This window comes from Nocardioides gansuensis (assembly GCF_003076135.1).
GTDB lineage: Bacteria > Actinomycetota > Actinomycetes > Propionibacteriales > Nocardioidaceae > Nocardioides > Nocardioides gansuensis.
In genome coordinates this window covers 401,079-423,757 of record NZ_QDGZ01000002.1, presented here as the reverse complement: position 1 = coordinate 423,757, position 22,679 = coordinate 401,079, and the positions used below count along the sequence as shown (strand labels likewise).

The window sequence follows — 22,679 nt, the reverse complement described above, 5'->3', positions numbered from 1 at the left end:
CCAACCCTGTCAGACGTGGTGACGGAGCCCCGAAAGCTCAGAGCGGCGACAGCTCGTCGGGCGACAGGCCGGCGTACGGCCTGCGCGCCCGGCGGCGACGGTCGTTGAACCTCGCGATCACCTCGGAGAGGAGGAACAGCACCACCATCGGGACCGCCATCAGCGTCATCGTGAAGGGGTCGGCCGACGGGGTGGCGATCGCGGCGAAGATGAACGTGCCGACGATGATCCACGGGCGGTGCGCCCCCAGCGCCCTGCCCGAGACGATGCCCGCGAGGTTGAGCATCACCACGAAGACCGGGATCTCGAAGCTGATGCCGAAGACGAGCAGCGTGCGGGTGAAGAACTGGAGGTATTCGTTGAAGTCGACCAGGTTGGTCACGCCCTCGGGGTTCAGCCCGATCAGGAGCTCCAGGCCCTTGGGGAGCGTGAAGTAGCCGAGCAGCACGCCGCAGAGGAACAGCGGCCCGGCGATCGCGGCGAAGATCCGCGACCACTTGCGCTCGTGCGGGTGCAGCCCCGGGAGGATGAACCCCCAGATCTGGTAGAGCCAGTAGGGGCTGGTGCACACCAGAGAGGCGAAGCCGCAGAGCTTGAGGTAGAGCATCAGCCCGCCCGCCGCCCCCCGGGTGGTGGGGAAGCTGGTGCCCTCCGGCAGCGCTTCCAGCGCCTGGTTGTAGGGGCCCAGCACGAGGTCGAAGAGCTGGTCGAAGAAGAAGAGCGCGACCGCGATCCCGACGGCCAGGACGAGCACGGCCTTGATCAGGCGCGCGCGCAGCTCCCGGAAGTGGTCGGACAGCGCCATCCGTCCGTCCGCACCCACCGGGTGCTTCGGACGGCCCGTCAGCAGGTCGACGAGACCGCGGATCCTCACCCGGGTCAGGCGGTGGTGTCGTCGCGCCGTTCGGGGACGGCCTGCTCCGACTCGGTCGCGCGTGGCGCGTCGAGCTGCTCGGGAGCCTTGGTCTCCGCCTTGTCGTCGTCGTCGCGGAGGCCCTTGGTCTCCGTCTTGAAGATCCGCAGCGCCTGCCCCGTGCCCCGCGCCAGCTCCGGCAGCTTGGCGGCGCCGAAGACCAGGATGACGATGGCCAGGATGACCAGCCACTCGGCGCCCTGCGGCATGCCGATGAGGGGGATGAGCATGGGGGTCACTCCAAGGTGTGGACGGATGGTTCGTCTCTCATCGTACGCCGGTGTCCCCGTAGAGGCTGAGCGCCTCCCGTGCACCGGCTGTGAACGATTCGTTGAACTCTCGGGGGCGTACGACGCGTGCGTGCGGCGCCAGTCGGAGCAGCAGCTGGCGCAGCCACGGCTCCCCCGCGACGTCGAGGTCGACCTCGAGGATGCCGTCGGGCCCGGGGCGCTGGGCGACGACGGTGTAGTACTCGGGCACCCAGTGGGCCGGGGGCTCCAGCGCCAGGGTGACCCGGGTCGTCTCCGCGCCGCTGAACCACTCGCCGGTCAGGTCGCGCGGGCCCGAGCCCGGCGAGGCGACCGGCGTCTCGAGCTCGCGCGCCTCCACGATGCGGTCGAGCCGGAAGGCCCGGTCACCCTGGGCGGTGTGGCACCAGGCGTCGAGGTAGGCGACCTCGCCGACGTGGGTCACGGCGCGCGGGTCGACCGTGCGCGCGGCCTGCTCGTCGCGCGTCGGCACGTGGTAGGTCAGCTCCACCTGGTGGCCGCGGTCGATCGCTCCCTGGAGCAGGGCGAGGAGGTCTCCCGGCGCGGTCTGTGGCTCGGAGGTCACGTGCATCTCCGCCGACCCGGCCCCGGCCGCCTCGAACTTGGCCAGGGTGCGCTCGACGACGTCGCGGGCCGACGGCGTACGCTCCCCGATCGCGCGCAGCGCCACCACCAGGGCGGCCGCCTCCGAGGGCGCGAACCGGACCGGGTGGGCGAGGTAGTCGGCGTTGCTGACCCGGATGATGCCCTCGCCCTCCAGGGCGTCGAGGTCGACGTCGATGAGGTCGTCGGGATAGCCGCCCGGGAGGCCGCACAGGAAGAGGACGCGCAGGTCCTTGACGAGCTGGTCGGGGTCCACGTCGAGCGCCGCGGCTGCCTCGGTGACGCTGACCTCGCCGCGGCTGTGGAGATAGGGCACCAGCGCGAGCAGCCGGGCGACCTGGTCGCGGGCCGTCGTCGCGGGTGTCCTGGCGGCGCTCATCGGGACACCACCCGGCGGAGCCTGTCGACGACCTCGTCGCGCAGCGACTCCGGCGCCTCGACCATGACGCTCGCGCCGTAGGTGAGCACCTCGTCGGCGAGCGACGACTCGGGGGCGGTCAGGGTGACCCGGTCCCACCTGGTGCGGTCGTCGGGACCGGGGACGTCGTCCTCGACCAGGGTGGCCCGGCGCCGGAGGCCGACGCCGGCGTGCTGGCGGACGAGCAGGACCGCCTCCACGTCGGGAGCAGTGGGCGCGAGGGTGTCGGCGATGCGGCGTACGTCGGTGCCGGCGGGCACCTCGAACGCGCCGGCCCGGCCCGAGGCGCGGGCGTCGCCCACGACCCGGCTGAGCCGGAAGACCCGCTCCTCGCCGCGGTCGAGGTCGTGCCCGACGACGTACCACCGGCCCGACGAGCGGACCACGCCGTAGGGGTGCAGGCGGCGACGAGTCGGCTGGGGCTCGCCCGGCCTCCGGTAGTCGAAGGTGACCAGCCGGCGCTTGCGGGTGGCGTCCCAGAAGACGTCGAACGACGGCTCCTCGGCGCGCAGCCGCGGGGCGACCACGTCGAGGCGGCTGCGGTCGACCTCCACGCCCGAGGCGGCCAGCTTGCGCAGCGCCTCGGTGGTGGCCTTGGCGAACGCCGCCTGCTCCCACGCGCGCGCGGCCACCCCCAGCACCGCGGCCTCGTCGGCCTCGAACCGGATCTCCGGGAGCGCCGACTCGTCGGGCGGGATGCGGTAGCCCACCTCGTCCTCGAAGAACTTGTCCATCGTGCCGACCTCGATCACGACGCCGAGCTCCCGGAGGTCGTCCTTGTCGCGCTCGAAGGTCTTCTCGAACGCCTCGTCACCGGCGGGCGTGTCGGGATAGTCGGCGTAGAGCATCCGCCGGATGTCGCCCTTCGACACGAACCGGCGCTGCGCGAGCAGCATGATGTGCAGGTTGAGCAGTCGCTCCGACTTCTCCACCCCGGTGCTCCTCCCGCTCGTGGGCGGGACCCGGATCAGGCCGCCCCGAGGATGTCTACCACGAAGAACAAGGTGTCCGTGCCCTTGATCCCCGCGCCCTTGTTGCCGGCCTCGCCGTAGCCCATGGCGGGCGGGATCTCCAGGATCACGCGCGAGCCGACGGTCTTGCCGACCAGCGTCCGGTCCCAGCCCTCGACGACGCCGCCGACGCCGATCGGGAACGACGCGGGCGTGCCCTTGCTGTAGGAGTCGTCGAAGGGCTTGTCGGCCTTGTAGACCTGGCCGAGGTAGTTGACGTAGATGGTCTGGCCCTTCTTCACGACCGGGCCGTCGCCCTTGACCAGGGTCGTCTCGAGCAGCTTGCCACCCGGCTTGTGCGCCCCGGAGAAGTCGAAGCCGGTGATCGTGCCGTCCTGCTCGACCAGCGTGGGCGCCCACTTCGCTGGCGTCTTCTCCTCGCCGCTCGGCTCGGTGCTGATCTTGCCCACCAGGTCGATCACGAAGATGACGGAGTCCTTGTTGCCGATGCCCAGCTGGGGGTTGCCCGCCTCGCCGAAGGCGTCCTCCGCGGTGGCGGCGACGGCGACCCGCGACCCGACCGTGTGGTCGGCCAGGCCGGCCCTGATCGCGCCGCTGAGCTGGTCGTCGACCGTGAGCAGCTCGGGCTTCCCGGAGTCCCACGTCGTGAAGGCCTGCTCCTCGGTGAAGCCGTTGCCGATCCAGAGGTGGGCCAGCACGCTGTCGCCGTCGGCGACCTCCTCGCCGTCACCCTCGCTGACGACCTTCTCCTCGGTCTCGTCGACCGCGACCTTGCCGTCGAAGCTGACCTTGGGCTCCTTGCCGGCCTCGCCCTCGATGGTCACCGAGTCGAGGCCTGCTCCCGAGGCGCCGGCTCCTTCGTCGTCACCGCAGGCGGCCAGACCGCCCAGGGCGAGCAGGAGAACGCCGGTCACGGCGGTGGCGCGGGAGCGGGTGCGACGGAGCACGGGATTCACCTCAGGAAGACGCGGTCTGCACGGGCGCGCACACCCTATCCGCAGGCCCTGAGGGCAGGCTGAGCACCCGAGAGCCGGCCCGGGTCACATCCCGTCGATCAGCCGCTGCACCCGCTCGTCGTACGCCTTGAAGGGGTCCTTGCAGAGCACCGTGCGCTGCGCCTGGTCGTTGAGCTTGAGGTGCACCCAGTCGACCGTGAAGTCGCGCCGGCGCTCCTGGGCCTTGCGGATGAACTCGCCGCGCAGCCGCGCGCGGGTGTTCTGCGGCGGCACGCTCTTGGCCTCGAAGATCTTGAGGTCGGTCGTCACCCGCGCCACCGCTCCGCGCTTCTCGAGCAGGTAGTAGAGCCCGCGGCCGCGGTGGATGTCGTGGTAGGCCAGGTCCAGCTGGGCGATCCGCGGATGGCCGAGGGGCAGCCCGTGCTTGGCCCGGTAGCGCTCGATGAGCTTCCACTTGATGACCCAGTCGATCTCGCGGTCGACCAGGCCGAGGTCGTCGCTCTCGATGGCCTTGAGGCCGCGCTCCCAGAGGTCGAGCGCCATCTCGATGACCGGCGTGGAGATCTGGCGGCGGTCGACGAAGTCGCGCGCCTTGGACAGGTACTCCCCCTGGATGTCGAGCGCGCTGGCCTCGCGCCCATTGGCGAGGCGCACCTTGCGGCGGCCGGTCACGTCGTGGGAGATCTCGCGGATCGCGCGGATGGGGTTCTCCATCGTGAGGTCGCGCATCACCACGCCCTCCTCGATCATCCGCAGCACCAGGTCGCAGGACGCCACCTTGAGCATGGTGGTGGTCTCGCTCATGTTGGAGTCGCCGACGATCACGTGCAGCCGGCGGTAGCGCTCGGCGTCGGCGTGCGGCTCGTCGCGGGTGTTGATGATCGGCCGGCTCCGCGTCGTGGCGCTGGAGACGCCCTCCCAGATGTGCTCGGCACGCTGGGAGACGGCGTACGACGCGCCTCGGGGGGTCTGGGTCACCTTGCCCGCGCCCACGACGACCTGCCGGGTCACCAGGAACGGGATCAGGATGTCGGCGAGCCGGGTGAACTCCCCGGCACGTCCGACGAGGTAGTTCTCGTGGCAGCCGTAGGAGTTGCCGGCGGAGTCGGTGTTGTTCTTGAACAGGTAGATGTCGCCGGCGATGCCCTCGTCGTGGAGCCGCTGCTCGGCGTCCAGCAGGAGGCCCTCGAGCACGCGCTCGCCCGCCTTGTCGTGGGTCACCAGCTCGATCACGTCGTCGCACTCGGGCGTGGCGTACTCCGGGTGGCTGCCGACGTCGAGGTAGAGCCGGGCGCCGTTGCGGAGGAACACGTTGCTCGACCGGCCCCAGCTCACCACCTTGCGGAAGAGGTAGCGGGCGACCTCGTCGGGGCTCAGGCGCCGCTGGCCCCGGAACGTGCACGTGACGCCGTACTCGTTCTCGATCCCGAAGATGCGGCGGTCCATGCCAGTCACACTAGACCGATAGACCTACCGCGGGGCGGGTACCGCTGCGTAATGCTGACACCTCTCTGGCTGGATCGTCCGCGGACGACGTACCCACCGCTCGCAGGTGAGGCCCGATGTGACGTGTGCGTGGTCGGGGGCGGGATCACCGGACTCCTCACCGCGCTGCTCTTCGCGCGTGCCGGCAAGTCCGTCATCCTGCTCGAGGCGCGCCGCATCGGGGCCGGCACCACCGGACACACCACCGCCAAGGTCTGCGTGCTGCAGGGCACCCGGCTCTCCCGCATCGCGACCCGCAACCCACCCCACACGCTGAGGCAGTACGTCGATGCCAACCTCGAGGGGCAGGCCTGGCTCAGGCGGTTCTGCGAGGACCACGGCGTGCGGCACCAGGTGAAGCCGGCCTACACCTACGCCACCACCCGGCTCGGCGTGGCCCGGGCCCGCGCAGAGCTGCTGGCGAGCCGGCGGGCGGGACTGCCCGTCGAGTGGACCGACCAGACCGGCCTCCCCTTCGCGACCCAGGGGGCGATCCGGCTCGACGGCCAGGTCCAGCTGCACCCGATGGAGCTGCTCGAGGAGCTGACCTCGGAGGTGATCGCCGAGGGAGGCGCCATCTACGAGGGCACCCGCGTCCAGGACGTGGAGCGCGGGGACGAGCTCGTCGTGCGCTCCGCCCGGGCGACCGTGCGCGCCGGGCACGTCGTGATCGCCACCAGCATGCCGATCCTCGACCGCGCCGGGTTCTTCGCCCGCCTCAAGCCGAGCCGCTCGTACGCCGCGACCTTCAGGTCGTCGTGGAGCCCGCCCGGCATGTACCTCTCCTGCGACGCGACGACCCGCTCGATCCGCTCCGTCCCCGAGGGCGACCAGGAGCTGGTGCTGGTGGGCGGCAACGGGCACACGACCGGCCGCGGCCCCCACGAGAGCACCCAGGTCGAGGACCTGGTCGCGTGGGCCCGGAGCGAGCTCTCCGTCGACGACCTCACCCACACCTGGTCCGCGCAGGACCAGACGCCCGTCACCGCGCTGCCCTACGCCGGTCCCCTGTTCCCCCGTGACGAGCGGCTGCTGGTCGCGACCGGCTACGACAAGTGGGGCTTCGCCAACGCGGCCGCCTCCGCGCTCCTGCTCAGCAAGACCGTGCTCGGCGAGAGTCGCCCGCCCTGGGGGCCGGCGCTGAGCAGCTGGACCCCCCGGGAGCTCACCGCCCTGCCACACGCGCTGGTGCTGAACGGCACCGTCGGGGTGCACCTGGCGCGCGGCTGGGCAGCCCGCACGCTCACGTCGGACGACGAGCGGGGCCCCGTCTGCACCCACCTGGGCGGCGTGCTGCGCTGGAACGACGCCGAGGAGTCGTGGGACTGCCCGCTGCACGGGTCGCGGTTCTCACCCGACGGCGCGGTGCTCGAGGGCCCGGCCACGAGGCCGGTGTCAGGCTGTCGCGCGCCGGTCAAGCACTAGGGCAGCGGATCCCCGGAGTCGGTCGGCGGGGTGCCCGGGGCGGGCGGCTCCGACGGGTCGGGGAGCGGCGGCGGCGGCCCGGGCGGCGTCGGCTCGCCCGGCTGTGCCGGGTCGGTGGGCTGGGGCGGCGGCGGCTGCGGGGCGGGCGGCGTGGGCTCGCCCGGCTGCGCAGGGTCGATGGGCTGGGGCGGCGGCTGCCGGGCGGGTGGCGGCGCGGTCGGCGGGGCCACGGGCGGCGCGACCGGCGGCTCCCCCGTCGTCGGGTGCTCCAGCGGCGGCACCGAGCCGCTCACCTGGTCGGTCGGGTCGCGAGGGTCGTCGGTGGCTGAGCCCGCCGGGGACGAGCCGGGCTGCCGGTCCTCGGGGCTGCTGGGGGCCTCCACCTCCGGCCCGCGCTCGCCGAGGAGCTCGACCAGGCGGGTCGCGCGCAGCCGCACGAACTTGCGGGGCTGGCTGCGGGTGCGGTCGAGCACCGCGACCTCGAGGTCACCCGCGGGGATCACGCGGTCACCCGCGTCGGTGTGGCCGAGCGCCTCGACGGCCAGGCGCAGCGCCGACTGCAGGTCGGCTCCCTCGGCGTACCGCTCGCGCAGGTAGGAGGCGACGGTCTCGGTTGCGCCACCCATCACGGCGAAGCCGTGCTCGTCGGCCACCTGGCCGTCGTAGGTGAGCCGGTAGATCTGGTCCTCCGAGGGTGCGTCCCCGACCTCGGCGACGAAGATCTCCACCTCGTAGGGCTTCTCGCCGCCCGAGGAGAAGATCGTGCCGAGCGTCTGGGCGTAGGCGTTGGCCAGGCCGCGGCCGGTGACGTCGCGGCGGTCGTAGGCGTAGCCGCGCATGTCGGCGAGCCGGACGCCCGCGATCCGCAGGTTCTCGAACTCGTTGTAGCGCCCGACCGCGGCGAAGGCGATGCGGTCGTAGATCTCGCTGACCTTGTGCAGCGCCTGGGACGGGTTCTCGGACGCGAACAGGATGCCGTCTGCGTACTGCACCGCCACCACCGACCGGCCGCGCGCGATGCCCTTGCGGGCGAAGTCGGCGCGGTCCTTCATCAGCTGCTCAGGGGAGACGTAGAAGGGCATGCTCATCGGCTACTCATTTCGGTGGTCGAGCCTGTCGTGAGTCAGACCAGCTCGGCGGCGGGGCCGTCGGGGCGCTGCATGCGGCCGGTGATGACGCGGTCGGCGATCTCGGCCACGTCGGCGTCGGGCACGCGGCGGCCTCCGTCGGCGGTGATCACGTGCACGACGGGGAAGATCCGGCGGGTGAGGTCGGGGCCGCCCGTCGCGGAGTCGTCGTCGGCGGCGTCGTAGAGCGCCTGCACGACGGCCATCACGGACTCCTCGGCCGTCAGGTCGTCGCGGTAGAGCTTCTTCAGCGAGCCGCGGGCGAACAGCGATCCCGAGCCGACCGAGTGGAAGGCGGTCTCCTCGTAGCGGCCACCGGTCACGTCGTAGCTGAAGATCCGGCCCTTCTCGGTCTCCAGGTCGAAGCCGGCGAAGAGCGGCACGACGGCCAGGCCCTGCATCGCGAGCCCCAGGTTGGCCCGGATCAGCGCGGCGAGCCGGTTGGACTTGCCGTCCATCGACAGCGTCGTGCCCTCGATCTTCTCGTAGTGCTCCAGCTCGGTCTGGAAGAGGCGCACCATCTCCACCGCGAGGCCCGCGGTGCCGGCGATGGCGACGACGGAGAACTCGTCGGCCGGGAAGACCTTCTCGATGTCCCGCTGGGCGATGACGTTGCCCATCGTCGCCCGGCGGTCACCCGCCATCACGACGCCGCCGGGGAACGTCGCCGCCACGATCGTCGTGCCGTGCGGCGCCAGGTCTCCGGCGTTCCCGGTGGGTACGGCGCGGCGCGAGGGCAGCAGGTCGGGCTGGTGGTCCCCCAGGAAGTCGGCGAAGCTGGACGTGCCGGGCGCCATGAACGACGCGGGCAGGCGCGAGTCGCTCAAGGCCTCACTCCCCGCCCTTCTGGATGAAGGACTTCACGAAGTCCTCCGCGTTGGTCTCGAGCACGTCGTCGATCTCGTCGAGGATGGCGTCGACGTCGTCGTCGATGACCTCCTTGCGCTCGGCGACGTCGGTCTCGACGACCTCCTCGACGACCTCGTCGTTCTCCGAGCTCTTGCGCGGCTGCTTCTGCTCCTGGGCCATGCCTCCGACCCTATCCACTCCCACCGACCCCACAAGCGGATTGGTCACCTGTCGCGGCCCGCGTCTCAGTGGGTGAGGGCGCGGAAGAGCTCTTCGGCGGTGTCGCAGCGGTCGAGCAGCTCGCCGACGTGGGCACGGCTGCCGCGGAGCGGGTCGAGGGTGGGCACGCGCTGCAGCGACTCGCGGCCGGGCAGGTCGAAGATCACGGAGTCCCAGGACGCGGCGGCGACGGAGTCGGCGTACTTCTCCAGGCAGCGGCCCCGGAAGTAGGCGCGGGTGTCCTCCGGCGGGTCGTGCATGGCCCTCTCGACCGACGCGTCGTCGAGCAGGCGCTGGATGCGGCCTCCGGCGACGAGCCGGTGGTAGAGGCCCTTCTCCGGACGGATGTCGGCGTACTGCAGGTCGATCAGGTGCAACTTGGCGTCGTCCCACTCGAGCCCGTCGCGGTCGCGGTACTGCTGGAGCAGCTTGAGCTTGGCCACCCAGTCGAGCTCGCCGGCCAGCTGCATCGGGTCGTCCTCGAGCCGGGTCAGCACCGACTCCCACCGGTCGAGCACGTCGAGCGTCTGGGGGTCGGCGTCGGCACCCAGCCGGTCCTCGACGTGCTTGCGGGCGAGCTCGAGGTATTCCATCTGCAGCTGCACCGCCGTGAGCGTGCGGCCGTCGTGGAGGCGCAACAGGTGGGTCAGCCCCGGGTCGTGCGACACCGCCCGCAATGAGGCCACCGAGGACTCCACGCTGAGGTCGCGGGTGATGAAGCGGTCCTCGATCATCGCGAGGACGAGCGCGGTCATCCCGACCTTGAGGTACGTCGAGACCTCGGCGAGGTTGGCGTCGCCGATGATCACGTGGAGCCGGCGGTACTTCTCGGGGTCGGCGTGCGGCTCGTCGCGGGTGTTGATGATGGGCCGCTTGAGGGTCGTCTCGAGCCCGACCTCGACCTCGAAGTAGTCGGCGCGCTGGCTGAGCTGGAAGCCGTGCTCGCGGCCGTCCTGGCCGATCCCGACGCGGCCGGCGCCGCAGACCACCTGGCGGCTGACGAAGAACGGGATCAGGTGGCGCACGATCTCGGCGAACGGCGTCGAGCGCCGCATCAGGTAGTTCTCGTGCGCACCGTAGGAGGCGCCCTTGTTGTCGGTGTTGTTCTTGTAGAGCAGGATCGGCGAGGCGCCCGGGATGCGTGCTGCCGCCTTCGAGGCGTCGAGCATCACCTGCTCCCCCGCCTTGTCCCAGCGCACCACGTCGAGTGGGTTGGTGACCTCGGGGGTGGAGTATTCGGGGTGGGCGTGGTCGACGTAGAGCCGTGCACCGTTGGTGAGGATGACGTTGGCGAGCCCCATGTCCTCGTCGGTCAGCTGGCTCGGGTCGGCGACCTGGCGCGACATGTCGAAGCCACGGGCGTCCCGCAGTGGCGACTCCTCCTCGAAGTCCCACCGAGCCCGGCGTGCCTTGACCGTCGACGAGGCGTAGGCGTTGACCACCTGGGACGAGGCCACCATCGGGTTGGCCGCGGGCATGCCCTGCACCGAGATGCCGTACTCCACCTCGGTCCCCATGACCCGACGTACGCTCATGCACCTGAGCCTACGGGTGTGGACCGAGCACGTCCTGCCCCACCCGTGGACCTACGGCTCGACGGGCGGGGCCGGGGTGCCTGGCTGAAGGGCTCTGGAGGCGTCAGCGGCGGCGCAGGAAGCCCAGGACGGCCAGCACGATGAGGATGACGACGATGAGGATGATGATGGTTCTCACGGGATTCTCCTGGGGGGTGGGGGTCAGAGGTACTGGCCCGTGTTGGCAACCGTGTCGATCGATCGGCCCGGTTCGGTGCCCTGCTTGCCGGTGATGAGCGTGCGGATGAAGACGATGCGCTCGCCCTTCTTGCCGGAGATCCGCGCCCAGTCGTCGGGGTTGGTCGTGTTGGGCAGGTCCTCGTTCTCCTTGAACTCGTCCACGCAGGCCTGCAGCAGGTGCTGGACGCGGAGACCACGCTGGTCGTGGTCCAGGAAGTCCTTGATCGCCATCTTCTTGGCGCGGTCGACGATGTTCTGGATCATCGCGCCGGAGTTGAAGTCCTTGAAGTAGAGGACTTCCTTGTCGCCGTTGGCGTAGGTGACCTCGAGGAAGCGGTTCTCCTCGGACTCGGTGTACATCCGCTCGACCGCGGCCCGGATCATGCCCTCGACGCACGCCTGCGGGTCGCCGCCGAACTCGGCGAGGTCGTCGCCGTGCAGCGGCAGGTCGGCCGTGAGGTACTTCGAGAAGATGTCGCGCGCCGACTCGGCGTCGGGACGCTCGATCTTGATCTTCACGTCGAGCCGGCCCGGCCGCAGGATCGCGGGGTCGATCATGTCCTCGCGGTTGGAGGCGCCGATGACGAGCACGTTCTCCAGCAGCTCGACGCCGTCGATCTCGCTCAGCAGCTGGGGCACGATCGTGTTCTCGACGTCGGAGGAGACGCCCGAGCCGCGGGTGCGGAACAGGGAGTCCATCTCGTCGAAGAAGACGATCACCGGCGTGCCCATGGACGCCTTCTCGCGCGCCCGCTGGAAGACCAGGCGGATGTGCCGCTCGGTCTCGCCGACGTACTTGTTGAGCAGCTCGGGGCCCTTGATGTTGAGGAAGTAGGACTTCCCCTCCTGGCCCGTCTTGGCCGCGACCTTCTTGGCCAGCGAGTTGGCGACCGCCTTCGCGATCAGCGTCTTGCCACAGCCGGGCGGGCCGTAGAGCAGCACGCCCTTCGGCGGCTTGAGCTTGTGCTCCTTGAAGAGGTCGGGGTGGAGGTAGGGCAGCTCGACGGCGTCGCGGATGGCGTCGATCTGGCTGATCAGGCCGCCGATCTGGCTGTAGTCGATGTCGGGGACCTCCTCGAGGACCAGCTCCTCGACCTCCGACTTCGGCACCTTCTCGTAGGCGTAGGCGGCCCGGGTGTCGAGCAGCAGGGAGTCGCCGGCCCGGAGGTGCTCGGTCATCAGCGGCTCGGCGAGGCGCACGACGCGCTCCTCGTCGGCGTTGGCGATCACCAGGGCACGATCACCGTCGGCGAGGAGCTCCTTGAGCATGACCACCTCGCCGACACGCTCGAACTCGAGCGCCGCGACGACGTTGAGGGCCTCGTTGAGCATGACCTCCTGGCCCTTGACCAGCTCGTCGAGGTCGACGTTGGGGCTGACGTTGACGCGCAGCTTGCGGCCGCCGGTGAAGACGTCGACCGAGTCGTCCTCGTTGCGGGCCAGGAAGGTGCCGAAGCCCGCCGGCGGCTGCGCCAGCCGGTCGACCTCCTCCTTGAGCTTCATGATCTGGTCGCGGGCCTCGCGGAGGGTCTGGGCCAGGCGCTCGTTCTGGCTGGTGACGGCTGCAAGGGAGCGCTGGGTGTCGGCGAGGCGCAGCTCCAGGCCCCGGGACGCCCCCGGTGACTCGCTGAGGCGGCGGCGCAGGTCGATGACCTCGGCCTCCAGGAACCGCACCTGGGCGGCCATCTCCTCGGGGTTGTGCTGGCTTCCGGACCCGTCGGCGCCACGTGTCGACTCGGACATGTGCGTCACCTCCTCTTCTTGGGACATTACCCAAGGTGGGGGTGAAGGGAAGTGGATAACCGCTCGTGTTGGTCACGAATTGGCGTCGCGGCGGTGTCAGGCGTCGAAGCGCTCCTCGACGACCTCGGGCGGCAGGTCGGCGGGGCGGGGCCCCGTGTAGTCGACGCCGTAGGCACCCGGGGCGGGGCGGCGCTTCTTGCGGGGGGCCTGCTCCCCCGGCGCCATCCGGCGCGCAGTCACGAGGAACGCGGTGTGGCCGATCATCTTGTGGCCGGGTCGCACCGCGAGGCCCTCGACATGCCAGTCGCGGACCAGCGACTCCCACGCCTGCGGCTCGGTGAACCCGCCGTGGGCCCGCAGGGTCTCGACGATGCGGCTCAGCTGCGTCGTCGTCGCGACGTACGCACAGACGATGCCGCCGGGGACCAGCGCGTCGGCCACCGCGTCGATGCACTCCCAGGGCGCGAGCATGTCGAGGACGATGCGGTCGGCACGCTGGCCGGACCTCGGCAGCTCCTCGGTGAGGTCGCCGAGCCGCAGGTCCCACGCCGGGTGCGTCCGGCCGTCCGGGGCGGAGAAGAACTGGTCGACGTTGCGCCGGGCGACCTCGGCGAACTCCTCGCGGCGCTCCCAGGAGACCACCTTCCCGAAGGGGCCGACCGCGCGCAGCAGCGAGCAGGTCAGGGCGCCCGAGCCGACGCCTGCTTCGACGACGGTCGCTCCGGGGAAGACGTCGGCCAGGGCGACGATCTGGGCGGCGTCCTTGGGGTAGATCACCGCGGCGCCGCGCGGCATCGACACCACGAACTCCGAGAGGAGCGGCCGGAAGACGAGGTACTCACCCCCCGCGGAGGAGGCGATCGTGAAGCCCTCCTCCCGGCCGATCAGGTCGTCGTGCTCGAGGTGGCCGCGGTTGGAGAAGAAGCGCTTGCCCGGCACCAGCTCGAAGTTGTGCCGACGGCCCTTGGAGTCGGTCAGCCGCACCCACTCGCCCGCGCGCAGCGGTCCGCGGTGGACACCGGACCATGCCTCGGGGGCGACGTCGGCGAGCTCGTTCGTGGGCGTCTGCTGGTCGGACATGGATGGTGAGGCTAGTGCCGGGACTCCCGGAACGCGCGATCGACGTCGGATGTCGCCAGCACCCCGAAGATCTCCCCCGAGTCCTCCACCAGGAGGTATTCCTCCGACGGGCGGCGGCTGAGCGCGACGATCAGGTCCTCGCCCGCGATGTCTGCGGGGAGGGTGAGCTCGTCCTCCAGCGACCTCGCGACCGCGGAGACGGCGATCCAGGGCCGGCGCTCGTCCGGGGTGGCCTGCACGGCCGCCTCGTTGACGATGCCGGTGACCCGGCCGGAGCCGGTCACGGTGACGATGCTGCCGGCGTCCTGGTCCCGGGCCCGGCGGATCGCCTCGGCGAGGGGCAGGTCCTCGGGGACGGTGAGGGTACGCCGCGCCAGCGGGCGGGCGATCAGGTGCGGGAGGCGCCGGCGCAGCCGGGCATGGGTCATCGCGGCGGTCGCGCCCGTCCAGAGGAAGGCGCCGAGCACCAGCACGAGCAGGTAGTCGAAGAGCGTGGGTGGGACGTCGAAGACCTCGTACTGCACCCAGGGCCACAGGAGCAGGAGGAGGGCAGCGATCCGCCCGCCCCAGCCTGCGACGATCGTGGCCCGGTGCTCGTTGCCGGAGGCACCCCACACCGCGGCCTTGAGGACGCGCCCGCCGTCGAGCGGCAGGCCGGGCACCAGGTTGAGGATGCCGATGAGCAGGTTGGCGCCCGCGAGCGCCTCGACCGCGACCTGGACGAGCCCGTCCGGGGTGATGAACCAGAGGCCGACGGCGGCGAGGCCGACGGCAAGCGAGGTGAGCGGCCCGACGACGGCGATCATGAACTCCTGGCGCGGCCGGCGTGCCGCGCCGTCGATCTCGGTCATGCCACCGAGGAAGTGCAGCGTGATCGAGCTGACGGCGAAGCCGTAGCGCTTGGCCATCAGGGCGTGCGACGCCTCGTGGAGCAGCACCGAGAGGTAGAGGACGACGGCGAAGACGAAGCCCGCGACGTACTTCCAGAACCCGAGACCGGGCTGGACCTGCTCGATCCGCGGTGCGACGGTGAAGGCGATCAGCGCGGCGACGAGGAACCACGAGGACGTGACGAGCACGTCACTGCCGGCGATCGAGCCCACGCGGAAGGTCCCCGGCGGTCGCGAGGGATGGGCGGGGGGTTCGGACTTGTCGGCCGGGGTTGCTGGCACCATCCGAGCCTAGCCGCCCCGGCGTGGACACGGAGACCGGTGTCGGTGGGCTCGCCTAGGGTGCGCTGCATGCGACCCGAGACAGGTTCCCCGGCCGACGTCGTCTCGACGCCCGTCGACGGCGTCGAGGTCCTGGGCGCGCTCTCGCCGAGCCGGGCCGGCGACTTCCTCACCTGCCCGTTGCTCTACCGGTTCCGCTCGATCGACAAGCTGCCCGAGGCGCCCTCGGTCGACGCCGTCCGCGGCACGGTCGTGCACAAGGTCCTCGAGGACCTCTTCGACCTCCCCGCCCACGAGCGCACCCCCGAGCGCGCCGCAGACCTGCTGGTGCCCTCCTGGGAGGCCCTCCTCGCGGCCGCCCCGGAGGTCGCCGAGATGTTCGGCGGCGAGGGGCCCGACGTCGTCTCCTGGCTGGCCAGCTGCCGCGACGTGATCGAGCGCTACTTCACCCTCGAGGACCCGCGCCGGCTCGAGCCCGCCGAGCGGGAGCTCTACGTCGAGGCGCTGCTCGACTCCAGGCTCCTGCTGCGGGGGTTCGTGGACCGGCTCGACGTTTCGCCGAGTGGGGCGCTCAGGATCGTTGACTATAAGTCCGGCCGGGCACCTGGACTCGGCTTCGAGGCCAAGGCGCTCTTCCAGATGAAGTTCTACGCCCTCGTCCTCTGGCGCACCCGGGGCGTGTTGCCGGCGATGCTCCAGCTGGTCTACCTCGGCAGCGGCGAGATCCTGCGCTACCAGCCCGACGAGGCCGACCTCCTCGCCACCGAGCGCAAGGTCGAGGCGATCTGGCGGGCCATCCGCACCGCCGAGGAGTCGGGTGACTGGCGTGCCAGCCCCAGCCAGCTCTGCGCATGGTGCTCGTTCCAGTCGCTGTGCCCGGAGTTCGGTGGCACACCCCCGCCGCTGCCGGAGAGGGTGCCGGTGCCCGACCCGTCCGGCGACCTCGACACCGACGAGGGCATCACGGCGCGCTGAGCGCCGCCAGGTCCCCGGTCTTCATCCCCTCGAGGGTGTCCACGAAGACCCGCCGCTCGCCGTCGAGGATCGGCACGTGGTTGGGCACGCACAGCACCAGGCAGCCGGCGGCCTCGGCCGACTTGGCGCCGGTGTTGGAGTCCTCGATGGCGAGGCAGTCGCCCGGGAGTACGCCGAGGCGCTGGGCGGCGACGAGGTAGGGCTCCGGGTGCGGCTTCCCGAACTCGACCATGTCCCCTGTCACCACCGCGGCGAACGTGCCGTCGGGCAGGCGGTCGAGGATCGGCTCCACGAAGCGCTGCCACGACATCGTCACCAGCGCGCACGGCACGCCGTCCGCGGTCAGGTGCTCCAGCAGCTCACGCGCCCCCGGTCGCCAGGGCACCGACCGGCGGACCCGCTCCACGACACCGTCGAGCAGCTCGTCGACGATCTGCGCGGGGGTCCGGTCAATGCCCATGTGCTCGCGGATGTAGGCGCCCGAGACGAGCAGGTCGTTGCCGACCAGGTTGAGCGCGTGCTCCTGGCTCCACGTGCCGCCGTGCTTCTCGGCCATCGCGAACTCGGTCTCGATCCAGTACGGCTCCGTGTCGACGAGGGTGCCGTCCATGTCCCAGAGCACGGCGGCGGGGAAAGGCGTGCGAGCGCCAGCGAGCTCGCCGCCCCCGCCGCCGTGTGATGCGAAACCTCCGTCACCACCGCCCGGTTGGCTCACAGTCACTGTCAGTCCTCCGGCTCGTACCCGAGGTTGGGCGAGAGCCACCGCTCGGTTTCCGCGAGCGTCCAGCCCTTGCGCTCGGCATACTCCGCGACCTGGTCACGGCCGAGGCGGCCCACGACGAAGTACTGCGACTGGGGGTGGGAGAAGTACCAGCCCGAGACGGCCGCGCCGGGCCACATCGCCATCGACTCGGTCAGCTCGATGCCGGTGGCCGCCTCAGCGTCGAGCAGCCGCCAGAGCGTCGCCTTCTCGGTGTGGTCGGGGCACGCGGGGTAGCCGGGTGCGGGGCGGATGCCGGTGTAGCGCTCGGCGATCAGCGCCTCGTTGTCGAGCTCCTCCTCCGGGGCGTGGCCCCAGAACTCCTTGCGGACCCGCTCGTGCAGCCGCTCTGCGAAGGCCTCCGCGAGCCGGTCGGCCAGCGACTCCAGCAGGATCGCGGAGTAGTCATCGAGCTCGGCGCGGAACCTCTCGATCCGCTCCTTCACCCCGTGACCGGCCGTGACCGCGAAGCCGCCGACGTGGTCGGGCAGCCCGGTCTCGCGAGGGGCCACGAAGTCGGACAGCGCCCGGTTGGGCACGCCCGCGCGGTGCTCGCCCTGCTGGCGCAGGTGGTGGAGTGTCTCCAGGACCTGTGACCGCGAGTCGTCGGCGTACACCTCGACGTCGTCACCGACCGCGTTGGCCGGGAAGAAGCCGTAGACGGCGCGGGCGGTGAGCCACTTCTCCTCGACGATCCGGTCCAGCATCGCCTGCGCGTCGTCGTAGAGCTTGCGGGCGGCGTCGCCGGACGCCGGGTTGTTGAGGATGTCGGGGAACTTGCCCTTCATCTCCCAGGCGTTGAAGAACGGCTGCCAGTCGATGTAGTCACGCAGCTCGCCGAGGTCGTAGCCGTCGAGCACGTGCACGCCCTGCTGCCGCGGAGCGGGCGGGGTGTACGACGACCAGTCGATCGGTGTCCGGTTGGCGCGCGCCTTCTCCAGCGGCACCATCGGCCGGTCGTGCTTGGTGGCGTGCCGGGCCCGCAGCGCGTCGTAGTCCTCCTTGACTGCCGCCAGCAGCGTCTCGCGCTGGGTCTCGTGCAGCAGCGCCGCCGCGGTCGGCACCGACCGGGACGCGTCCTTGACCCAGACCACGGGGCCGTCGTACTTCTGGTCGATCTTGACCGCGGTATGGGCCCGCGACGTGGTGGCACCGCCGACCAGCAGCGGGATGGTGAGGCCCTGGCGCTGCATCTCGGCGGCGAAGTTGACCATCTCGTCGAGGGACGGCGTGATCAGGCCGGAGAGGCCGATGATGTCGGCCCCGACCTCGGCGGCCGTGTCGAGGATCTTCTGGGCAGGCACCATCACGCCGAGGTCGATGACCTCGTAGTTGTTGCACTGCAGCACGACGCCGACGATGTTCTTGCCGATGTCGTGGACGTCGCCCTTCACGGTCGCCATCACGATGGTGCCGTTGGTGTCCTTGGCGGTGGCGTACTCCGGGTTGTCGAGCTTCTCCTGCTCGATGAACGGGATGAGGTAGGCGACGGCCTTCTTCATCACGCGGGCGCTCTTGACCACCTGGGGCAGGAACATCTTGCCCGCGCCGAAGAGGTCGCCGACGACGTTCATGCCGTCCATCAGCGGGCCCTCGATCACCTCGATCGGGCGGCCACCGCGGGCCGCGATCGCCTGGCGGAGCTCCTCGGTGTCGGCCTCGACGTGGGCGTCGATGCCCTTCACCAGCGCGTGGGTGATCCGCTCGCCGATCGGCAGCGCGCGCCACTCCTCCTCCGTCGCCTCGACGTCGGCGGCGGCCCGGTTGTGGGTCTCGGCGATCTCGAGGAGGCGCTCGGCCGCGTCGGGGCGCCGGTTGAGCACGACGTCCTCGATGCGGTCGCGCAGCTCGGCGTCGACGTCGTCGTACACCGCGAGCGCACCCGCGTTGACGATGCCCATGTCGAGGCCGGCGCGGATCGCGTGGTAGAGGAAGACGGCGTGGATCGCCTCGCGGACGGGGTTGTTGCCGCGGAAGGAGAACGACACGTTCGAGATCCCGCCGCTGACCCGGGCGTGGGGCAGGTTGTCCTTGATCCAGCGGGTGGCCTCGATGAAGTCCAGGCCGTAGGACGCGTGCTCCTCGATGCCCGTCGCGACCGCGAACACGTTGGGGTCGAAGATGATGTCCTCGGCCGGGAAGCCGACCTCGTCCACGAGGATCCGGTAGGCCCGGTCGCAGATCGCCTTGCGGCGCTCGAGGTTGTCGGCCTGGCCGTCCTCGTCGAAGGCCATCACGACCACGGCGGCACCGTGGCGGCGGCACAGGCGGGCGTGCTCGCGGAAGGCGTCCTCGCCCTCCTTCATGGAGATCGAGTTGACGATCGCCTTGCCCTGCACGCACTTGAGCCCGGCCTCGATGACCTCCCACTTGGAGGAGTCGACCATCACGGGGACGCGGCTGATGTCGGGCTCGGAGGCGACCAGCTTGAGGAAACGGTCCATCGCCGCGACCCCGTCGATCATGCCTTCGTCCATGTTGACGTCGATGACCTGCGCGCCGCTCTCGACCTGCTGCGCAGCGACGGCCAGGGCGGCGTCGTAGTCGCCGTCCTTGATCAGGTTGCGGAAGCGGGCCGACCCGGTGATGTTGGTGCGCTCGCCCACGTTGAGGAACAGGCTGTCCTCGGTGACGTTGAGCGGCTCCAGGCCGGAGAGGCGCAGCGCCGGCTCGACCGACGGCACCTCGCGCGGGGCGACGCCCTCGACGGCCTCGGCGATGGCGGCGATGTGGTCGGGCGTGGTGCCGCAGCAGCCGCCGACGAGGTTGACCAGCCCGCTGGCCGCGAACTCGCCCACGACCGCCGCCGTCTCGGCCGCGGCCTCGTCGTACTCACCGAAGGCGTTGGGCAGCCCGGCGTTCGGGTAGCACGACACGAAGGTGTCGGCGACCCGGCTCAGCTCGGCGATGTAGGGGCGCATCTCCTTGGCGCCCAGCGCGCAGTTGAGGCCGACGAGCAGCGGCTTCGCGTGGCGCACGGAGTTCCAGAACGCCTCGGTGGTCTGGCCCGAGAGCGTCCTGCCGGACGCGTCGGTGATGGTGCCGGAGACCACGACGGGCCACCGGCGGCCGAGCTCCTCGAAGACGCCCTCGACCGCGAAGATCGCCGCCTTGGCGTTGAGGGTGTCGAAGATCGTCTCGATGAAGATCACGTCCGCGCCGCCGTCGAGCAGGCCGTGGGTGGCAGTCGTGTACGCCGCGACGAGCTCGTCGTAGGTCACGTTGCGCGCGCTCGGGTCGTTGACGTCCGGCGAGATCGAGGCCGTGCGCGTCGTCGGCCCCAGGGCACCCGCGACGTAGCGTGGCCGGTCGGGCGTGCGCTCGGTCATCGCGTCGCACTCACGGCGCGCGAGGCGTGCCGCCTCGTAGTTCAGCTCGTAGGCCAGCTCTGCCATGCCGTAGTCGGACAGGGAGACCGCGTTGGCGTTGAACGTGTTGGTCTCGATCAGGTCCGCGCCGGCCTCGAGGTATTCGCGGTGGATCTCGGCGATGATGTGCGGCTGCGTCAGCGTGAGCAGGTCGTTGTTGCCGATGAGGTCCGACTCCCAGTCGGCGAACCGCTCTCCGCGGTAGCCCGCCTCGTCCGGCCGGTCCCGCTGGATCGCCGTGCCCATCGCGCCGTCGACCACCAGGATCCGCTCCCGGAGCATCGCCGTCAGGGCGGCGGTGGCGTCGGGACGGTGGTGCGCGTCGAACGTCGTCTCGGGCACGGAAGTCACAGGCCTCTCGGCTCCTCTCGGCAGGCAACCAGCCTAGGGACGGTGTCCACACCATGGACAGAGTTCCCAGATCGTGACACCGCCAGGACCCCGGGAGGAAATCGCCGGCTGGGCCATGGTCCTAGGCTGGTCTGGTGATCGAGTTCGACGACGTGCAGGACCTCGTGTCCCCGGTGGTCATCGCCGCCTTCGAAGGCTGGAACGACGCCGCCGATGCGGCCTCCGGTGTCATCGACCACCTCATGGACGTGTGGGACGCGCGGGTCATCGGCGCCATCGACCCGGAGGAGTTCTACGACTTCCAGGTCAACCGCCCCGTGGTGGGCTCGGACGCCCATGGCCACCGCCGGATCACCTGGCCCACCAGCCGGCTCGCCATCGCCTCGCCGCCCGAGCTGGATCGCGACGTCATCCTGATCCGCGGCATCGAGCCCAACATGCGCTGGCGGCAGTTCTGCGCCGAGCTGCTGGCCGCCTGCGACGACCTCGGCGCCGAGCTGGTCGTCACCCTGGGCGCCCTGCTCGCCGACACGCCGCACACCCGCCCCATCCCCGTCACGGGCACGGCCTCGGAGCCCGACCTGGTGGACCGCCTCAAGCTGGAGCAGTCGACCTACGAGGGTCCCACCGGCATCGTCGGCGTCTTCCACGACGCGTGCCTTCAGCTCGACATCCCGTCGGTGTCCTACTGGGCCGCCGTGCCGCACTACGTTGCCCAGCCGCCCTGCCCGAAGGCGACGCTCGCCCTGCTCGGTCAGCTCGAGGACCTGCTCGAGTGCAGCATCCCCCTCGGCGAGCTCCCCGAGGACTCCCGTGCGTGGGAGCGCGGGGTCGACGAGCTGGCCGAGGACGACGAGGACATCGCGGCGTACGTCAGGTCGCTGGAGGAGACCCGCGACACCACCGAGCTGCCGGAGGCGAGCGGCGAGGCGATCGCCCGCGAGTTCGAGCGCTTCCTCAAGCGCACCCGCGGCGACGACGAGGCCTGATCAGAGACTGAGGCCGAGCGCCGCATCGAGCACAGGCAGCAGCGTGGCCGCGGCCTCGCGGTCGCTGTTGTCGGCCAGGTGCTCGTCGTGGCCGAGGGTCTCGTCGACCCACTGCTGGACGGCGGCCACGGCCCGCGGCGCGTCGAGGTCGTCCGCCAGGGCGGCAAGCACCTGCTCGACCACGGGTGCCGCGGGCGCACCGGCGCCGAGCGTGAAGGCACGCCGCCAGGTGGCCAGCGTGTCGACGGCATCCCACAGCTGGTCGTCGGTCCACTCCCAGTCGCTGCGGTAGTGGTGGCGCAGCAGCACCAGGCGGATCGCCATCGGGTCGACCTCGCTGCGGCGCAGGGCCGAGACGAAGACAAGGTTGCCCTTCGACTTCGACATCTTCTCGCCGTCGTAGCCGACCATCCCGGCGTGCACGTAGGCACGAGCGAAGCGCTCCCCCGGGGAGGCGACCTGCGCCTCGCCGGCGCACATCTCGTGGTGGGGGAAGACGAGGTCGCTGCCGCCGCCCTGCACGTCGAAGGCGGAGCCGAGGTGCTCACGCGCGATCGCGGTGCACTCGATGTGCCAGCCGGGGCGGCCCTTGCCGAACGGGCTGTCCCAGGACGGCTCGCCGGGCCGCTCGCCACGCCACAGCACGCAGTCGAGGGGGTCCTTCTTGCCCGGGCGCTCCGGGTCGCCTCCGCGCTCGGGGTAGATCCGCAGCATGGTCTCGCGGTCGAAGCCGGAGACCTGGCCGAAGGCGGGGTCGGCGGTGACGGAGAAGTAGAGGTCGTCCTCGACCTGGTAGACCACGCCCAGGCGCTGCAGCTCCTGGATCAGCGCGACCACGAGCGGGATCGACTCCACGGCACCGACGTAGTGGTCGGGCGGCAGGACGCGCAGGGCATGCATGTCCTCACGGAACAGCTCGGTCTCGCGCTCGGCCAGCTCGACCCAGTCGACGTGGACCTTCGCGGCGCGCTCGAGCAGCGGGTCGTCGACGTCGGTGACGTTCTGGACGTAGCTGACGTCGTGCCCGGCGGAGCGCCAGGCGCGGTTGAGCAGGTCGAAGGCGACGTAGGTGGCGGCGTGCCCCAGGTGGGTGGCGTCGTAGGGCGTGATGCCGCAGACGTAGAGCCGCGCGGGGCCCTCGGGTGTCGTCTCGACGAGGCCGCCCGTGGCGGTGTCGTGCACCCGGACCCGGGGGCCACGGACGCTGAGGCTCGGGACCTCGGGGGCAGACCAGGCACGCATGACGCGCAGC

19 protein-coding genes are annotated in these 22,679 nt (G+C 71.0%); 3 read left to right on the top strand and 16 right to left on the bottom strand.

Annotation, left to right across the window (positions count from 1 at the left end):
* Positions 1 to 37: 37 nt before the first annotated feature.
* The 6 genes from tatC to pafA all read right to left on the bottom strand — a co-directional run bounded on the left by tatC (position 38) and on the right by pafA (position 5,576).
* Positions 38 to 874, bottom strand: a complete 837-nt coding sequence (gene tatC, locus DDE18_RS06300; protein WP_116571373.1) for a twin-arginine translocase subunit TatC — start codon at positions 872 to 874, stop codon at positions 38 to 40.
* A gap of 5 nt (positions 875 to 879) precedes the next feature.
* Positions 880 to 1,143, bottom strand: a complete 264-nt coding sequence (gene tatA / locus DDE18_RS06295) for a twin-arginine translocase TatA/TatE family subunit (protein WP_116571372.1) — start codon at positions 1,141 to 1,143, stop codon at positions 880 to 882.
* A gap of 37 nt (positions 1,144 to 1,180) precedes the next feature.
* A complete protein-coding gene (locus tag DDE18_RS06290; protein ID WP_116571371.1) occupies positions 1,181 to 2,164 on the bottom strand; it encodes a helix-turn-helix transcriptional regulator in 984 nt (327 codons plus the stop codon).
* Positions 2,161 to 3,135 (bottom strand): helix-turn-helix transcriptional regulator, encoded by a 975-nt coding sequence (locus DDE18_RS06285; RefSeq protein WP_245916475.1) that lies wholly within the window; start codon positions 3,133 to 3,135, stop codon positions 2,161 to 2,163. The genes DDE18_RS06290 and DDE18_RS06285 overlap by 4 nt, the downstream gene beginning before the upstream one ends.
* A 35-nt stretch (positions 3,136 to 3,170) precedes the next feature.
* A complete protein-coding gene (locus DDE18_RS06280; RefSeq protein ID WP_165821059.1) occupies positions 3,171 to 4,121 on the bottom strand; it encodes an FKBP-type peptidyl-prolyl cis-trans isomerase in 951 nt (316 codons plus the stop codon).
* Positions 4,122 to 4,214: 93 nt separating this feature from the next.
* Positions 4,215 to 5,576 (bottom strand): Pup--protein ligase, encoded by a 1,362-nt coding sequence (gene pafA, locus DDE18_RS06275; RefSeq protein ID WP_116571369.1) that lies wholly within the window; start codon positions 5,574 to 5,576, stop codon positions 4,215 to 4,217.
* A 51-nt stretch (positions 5,577 to 5,627) separates the two neighbouring features.
* Between pafA and DDE18_RS06270 the strand changes: the two genes are divergently transcribed.
* Positions 5,628 to 7,040, top strand: coding sequence for an FAD-dependent oxidoreductase (locus DDE18_RS06270; RefSeq protein WP_116571368.1), 1,413 nt, complete (start codon positions 5,628 to 5,630; stop codon positions 7,038 to 7,040).
* On the opposite strand, the gene prcA is transcribed toward DDE18_RS06270, so the two are convergent.
* From prcA to DDE18_RS06230, 7 genes are all read right to left on the bottom strand, one after another.
* A complete protein-coding gene (gene prcA, locus DDE18_RS24225) occupies positions 7,037 to 8,128 on the bottom strand; it encodes a proteasome subunit alpha (RefSeq protein WP_425437541.1) in 1,092 nt (363 codons plus the stop codon). The two genes, DDE18_RS06270 and prcA, sit on opposite strands and share 4 nt — an antisense overlap.
* Positions 8,129 to 8,163: 35 nt before the next feature.
* Complete coding sequence (prcB, locus tag DDE18_RS06255; RefSeq protein WP_245916474.1) at positions 8,164 to 8,994, bottom strand: proteasome subunit beta; 831 nt, start codon at positions 8,992 to 8,994, stop codon at positions 8,164 to 8,166.
* 4 nt (positions 8,995 to 8,998) lie between these two features.
* Positions 8,999 to 9,196: a ubiquitin-like protein Pup gene (locus DDE18_RS06250; protein WP_116571367.1), complete on the bottom strand. Its 198-nt coding sequence runs from the start codon at positions 9,194 to 9,196 to the stop codon at positions 8,999 to 9,001.
* 65 nt (positions 9,197 to 9,261) lie between these two features.
* Positions 9,262 to 10,770 (bottom strand): depupylase/deamidase Dop, encoded by a 1,509-nt coding sequence (gene dop, locus DDE18_RS06245; RefSeq protein WP_116571366.1) that lies wholly within the window; start codon positions 10,768 to 10,770, stop codon positions 9,262 to 9,264.
* A gap of 201 nt (positions 10,771 to 10,971) precedes the next feature.
* Positions 10,972 to 12,732: a proteasome ATPase gene (arc, locus tag DDE18_RS06240; protein ID WP_116571365.1), complete on the bottom strand. Its 1,761-nt coding sequence runs from the start codon at positions 12,730 to 12,732 to the stop codon at positions 10,972 to 10,974.
* 96 nt (positions 12,733 to 12,828) lie between these two features.
* Positions 12,829 to 13,812 carry a tRNA (adenine-N1)-methyltransferase gene (locus DDE18_RS06235; protein WP_116571364.1) on the bottom strand — a complete coding sequence of 328 codons (984 nt, stop codon included), beginning with the start codon at positions 13,810 to 13,812 and terminating at the stop codon, positions 12,829 to 12,831.
* An 11-nt stretch (positions 13,813 to 13,823) separates the two neighbouring features.
* Positions 13,824 to 14,984 (bottom strand): site-2 protease family protein, encoded by a 1,161-nt coding sequence (locus DDE18_RS06230; RefSeq protein WP_245916473.1) that lies wholly within the window; start codon positions 14,982 to 14,984, stop codon positions 13,824 to 13,826.
* Positions 14,985 to 15,053: 69 nt separating this feature from the next.
* On the opposite strand from DDE18_RS06230, the gene DDE18_RS06225 reads away from it, so the two are divergent.
* The gene (locus tag DDE18_RS06225) at positions 15,054 to 15,959 is read left to right on the top strand and encodes a RecB family exonuclease (protein WP_116571362.1); all 906 of its coding nucleotides are present in this window, start codon (positions 15,054 to 15,056) and stop codon (positions 15,957 to 15,959) included.
* On the opposite strand, the gene DDE18_RS06220 is transcribed toward DDE18_RS06225, so the two are convergent.
* Both DDE18_RS06220 and metH read right to left on the bottom strand, forming a co-directional pair.
* Complete coding sequence (locus DDE18_RS06220; RefSeq protein ID WP_281258349.1) at positions 15,946 to 16,581, bottom strand: HAD family hydrolase; 636 nt, start codon at positions 16,579 to 16,581, stop codon at positions 15,946 to 15,948. The genes DDE18_RS06225 and DDE18_RS06220 overlap by 14 nt on opposite strands.
* Positions 16,582 to 16,682: 101 nt before the next feature.
* Positions 16,683 to 20,369: a methionine synthase gene (metH, locus tag DDE18_RS06215; protein ID WP_211754448.1), complete on the bottom strand. Its 3,687-nt coding sequence runs from the start codon at positions 20,367 to 20,369 to the stop codon at positions 16,683 to 16,685.
* A 203-nt stretch (positions 20,370 to 20,572) separates the two neighbouring features.
* Here metH and DDE18_RS06210 point away from each other — a divergent pair, with 203 nt between their 5' ends.
* A complete protein-coding gene (locus DDE18_RS06210; RefSeq protein ID WP_116571360.1) occupies positions 20,573 to 21,427 on the top strand; it encodes a PAC2 family protein in 855 nt (284 codons plus the stop codon).
* Here DDE18_RS06210 and mshC read toward each other — a convergent pair whose 3' ends face one another.
* Positions 21,428 to 22,669: a cysteine--1-D-myo-inosityl 2-amino-2-deoxy-alpha-D-glucopyranoside ligase gene (gene mshC, locus DDE18_RS06205; RefSeq protein WP_116571359.1), complete on the bottom strand. Its 1,242-nt coding sequence runs from the start codon at positions 22,667 to 22,669 to the stop codon at positions 21,428 to 21,430. It lies immediately after the preceding gene.
* Between the last annotated feature and the right edge of the window lie 10 nt (positions 22,670 to 22,679).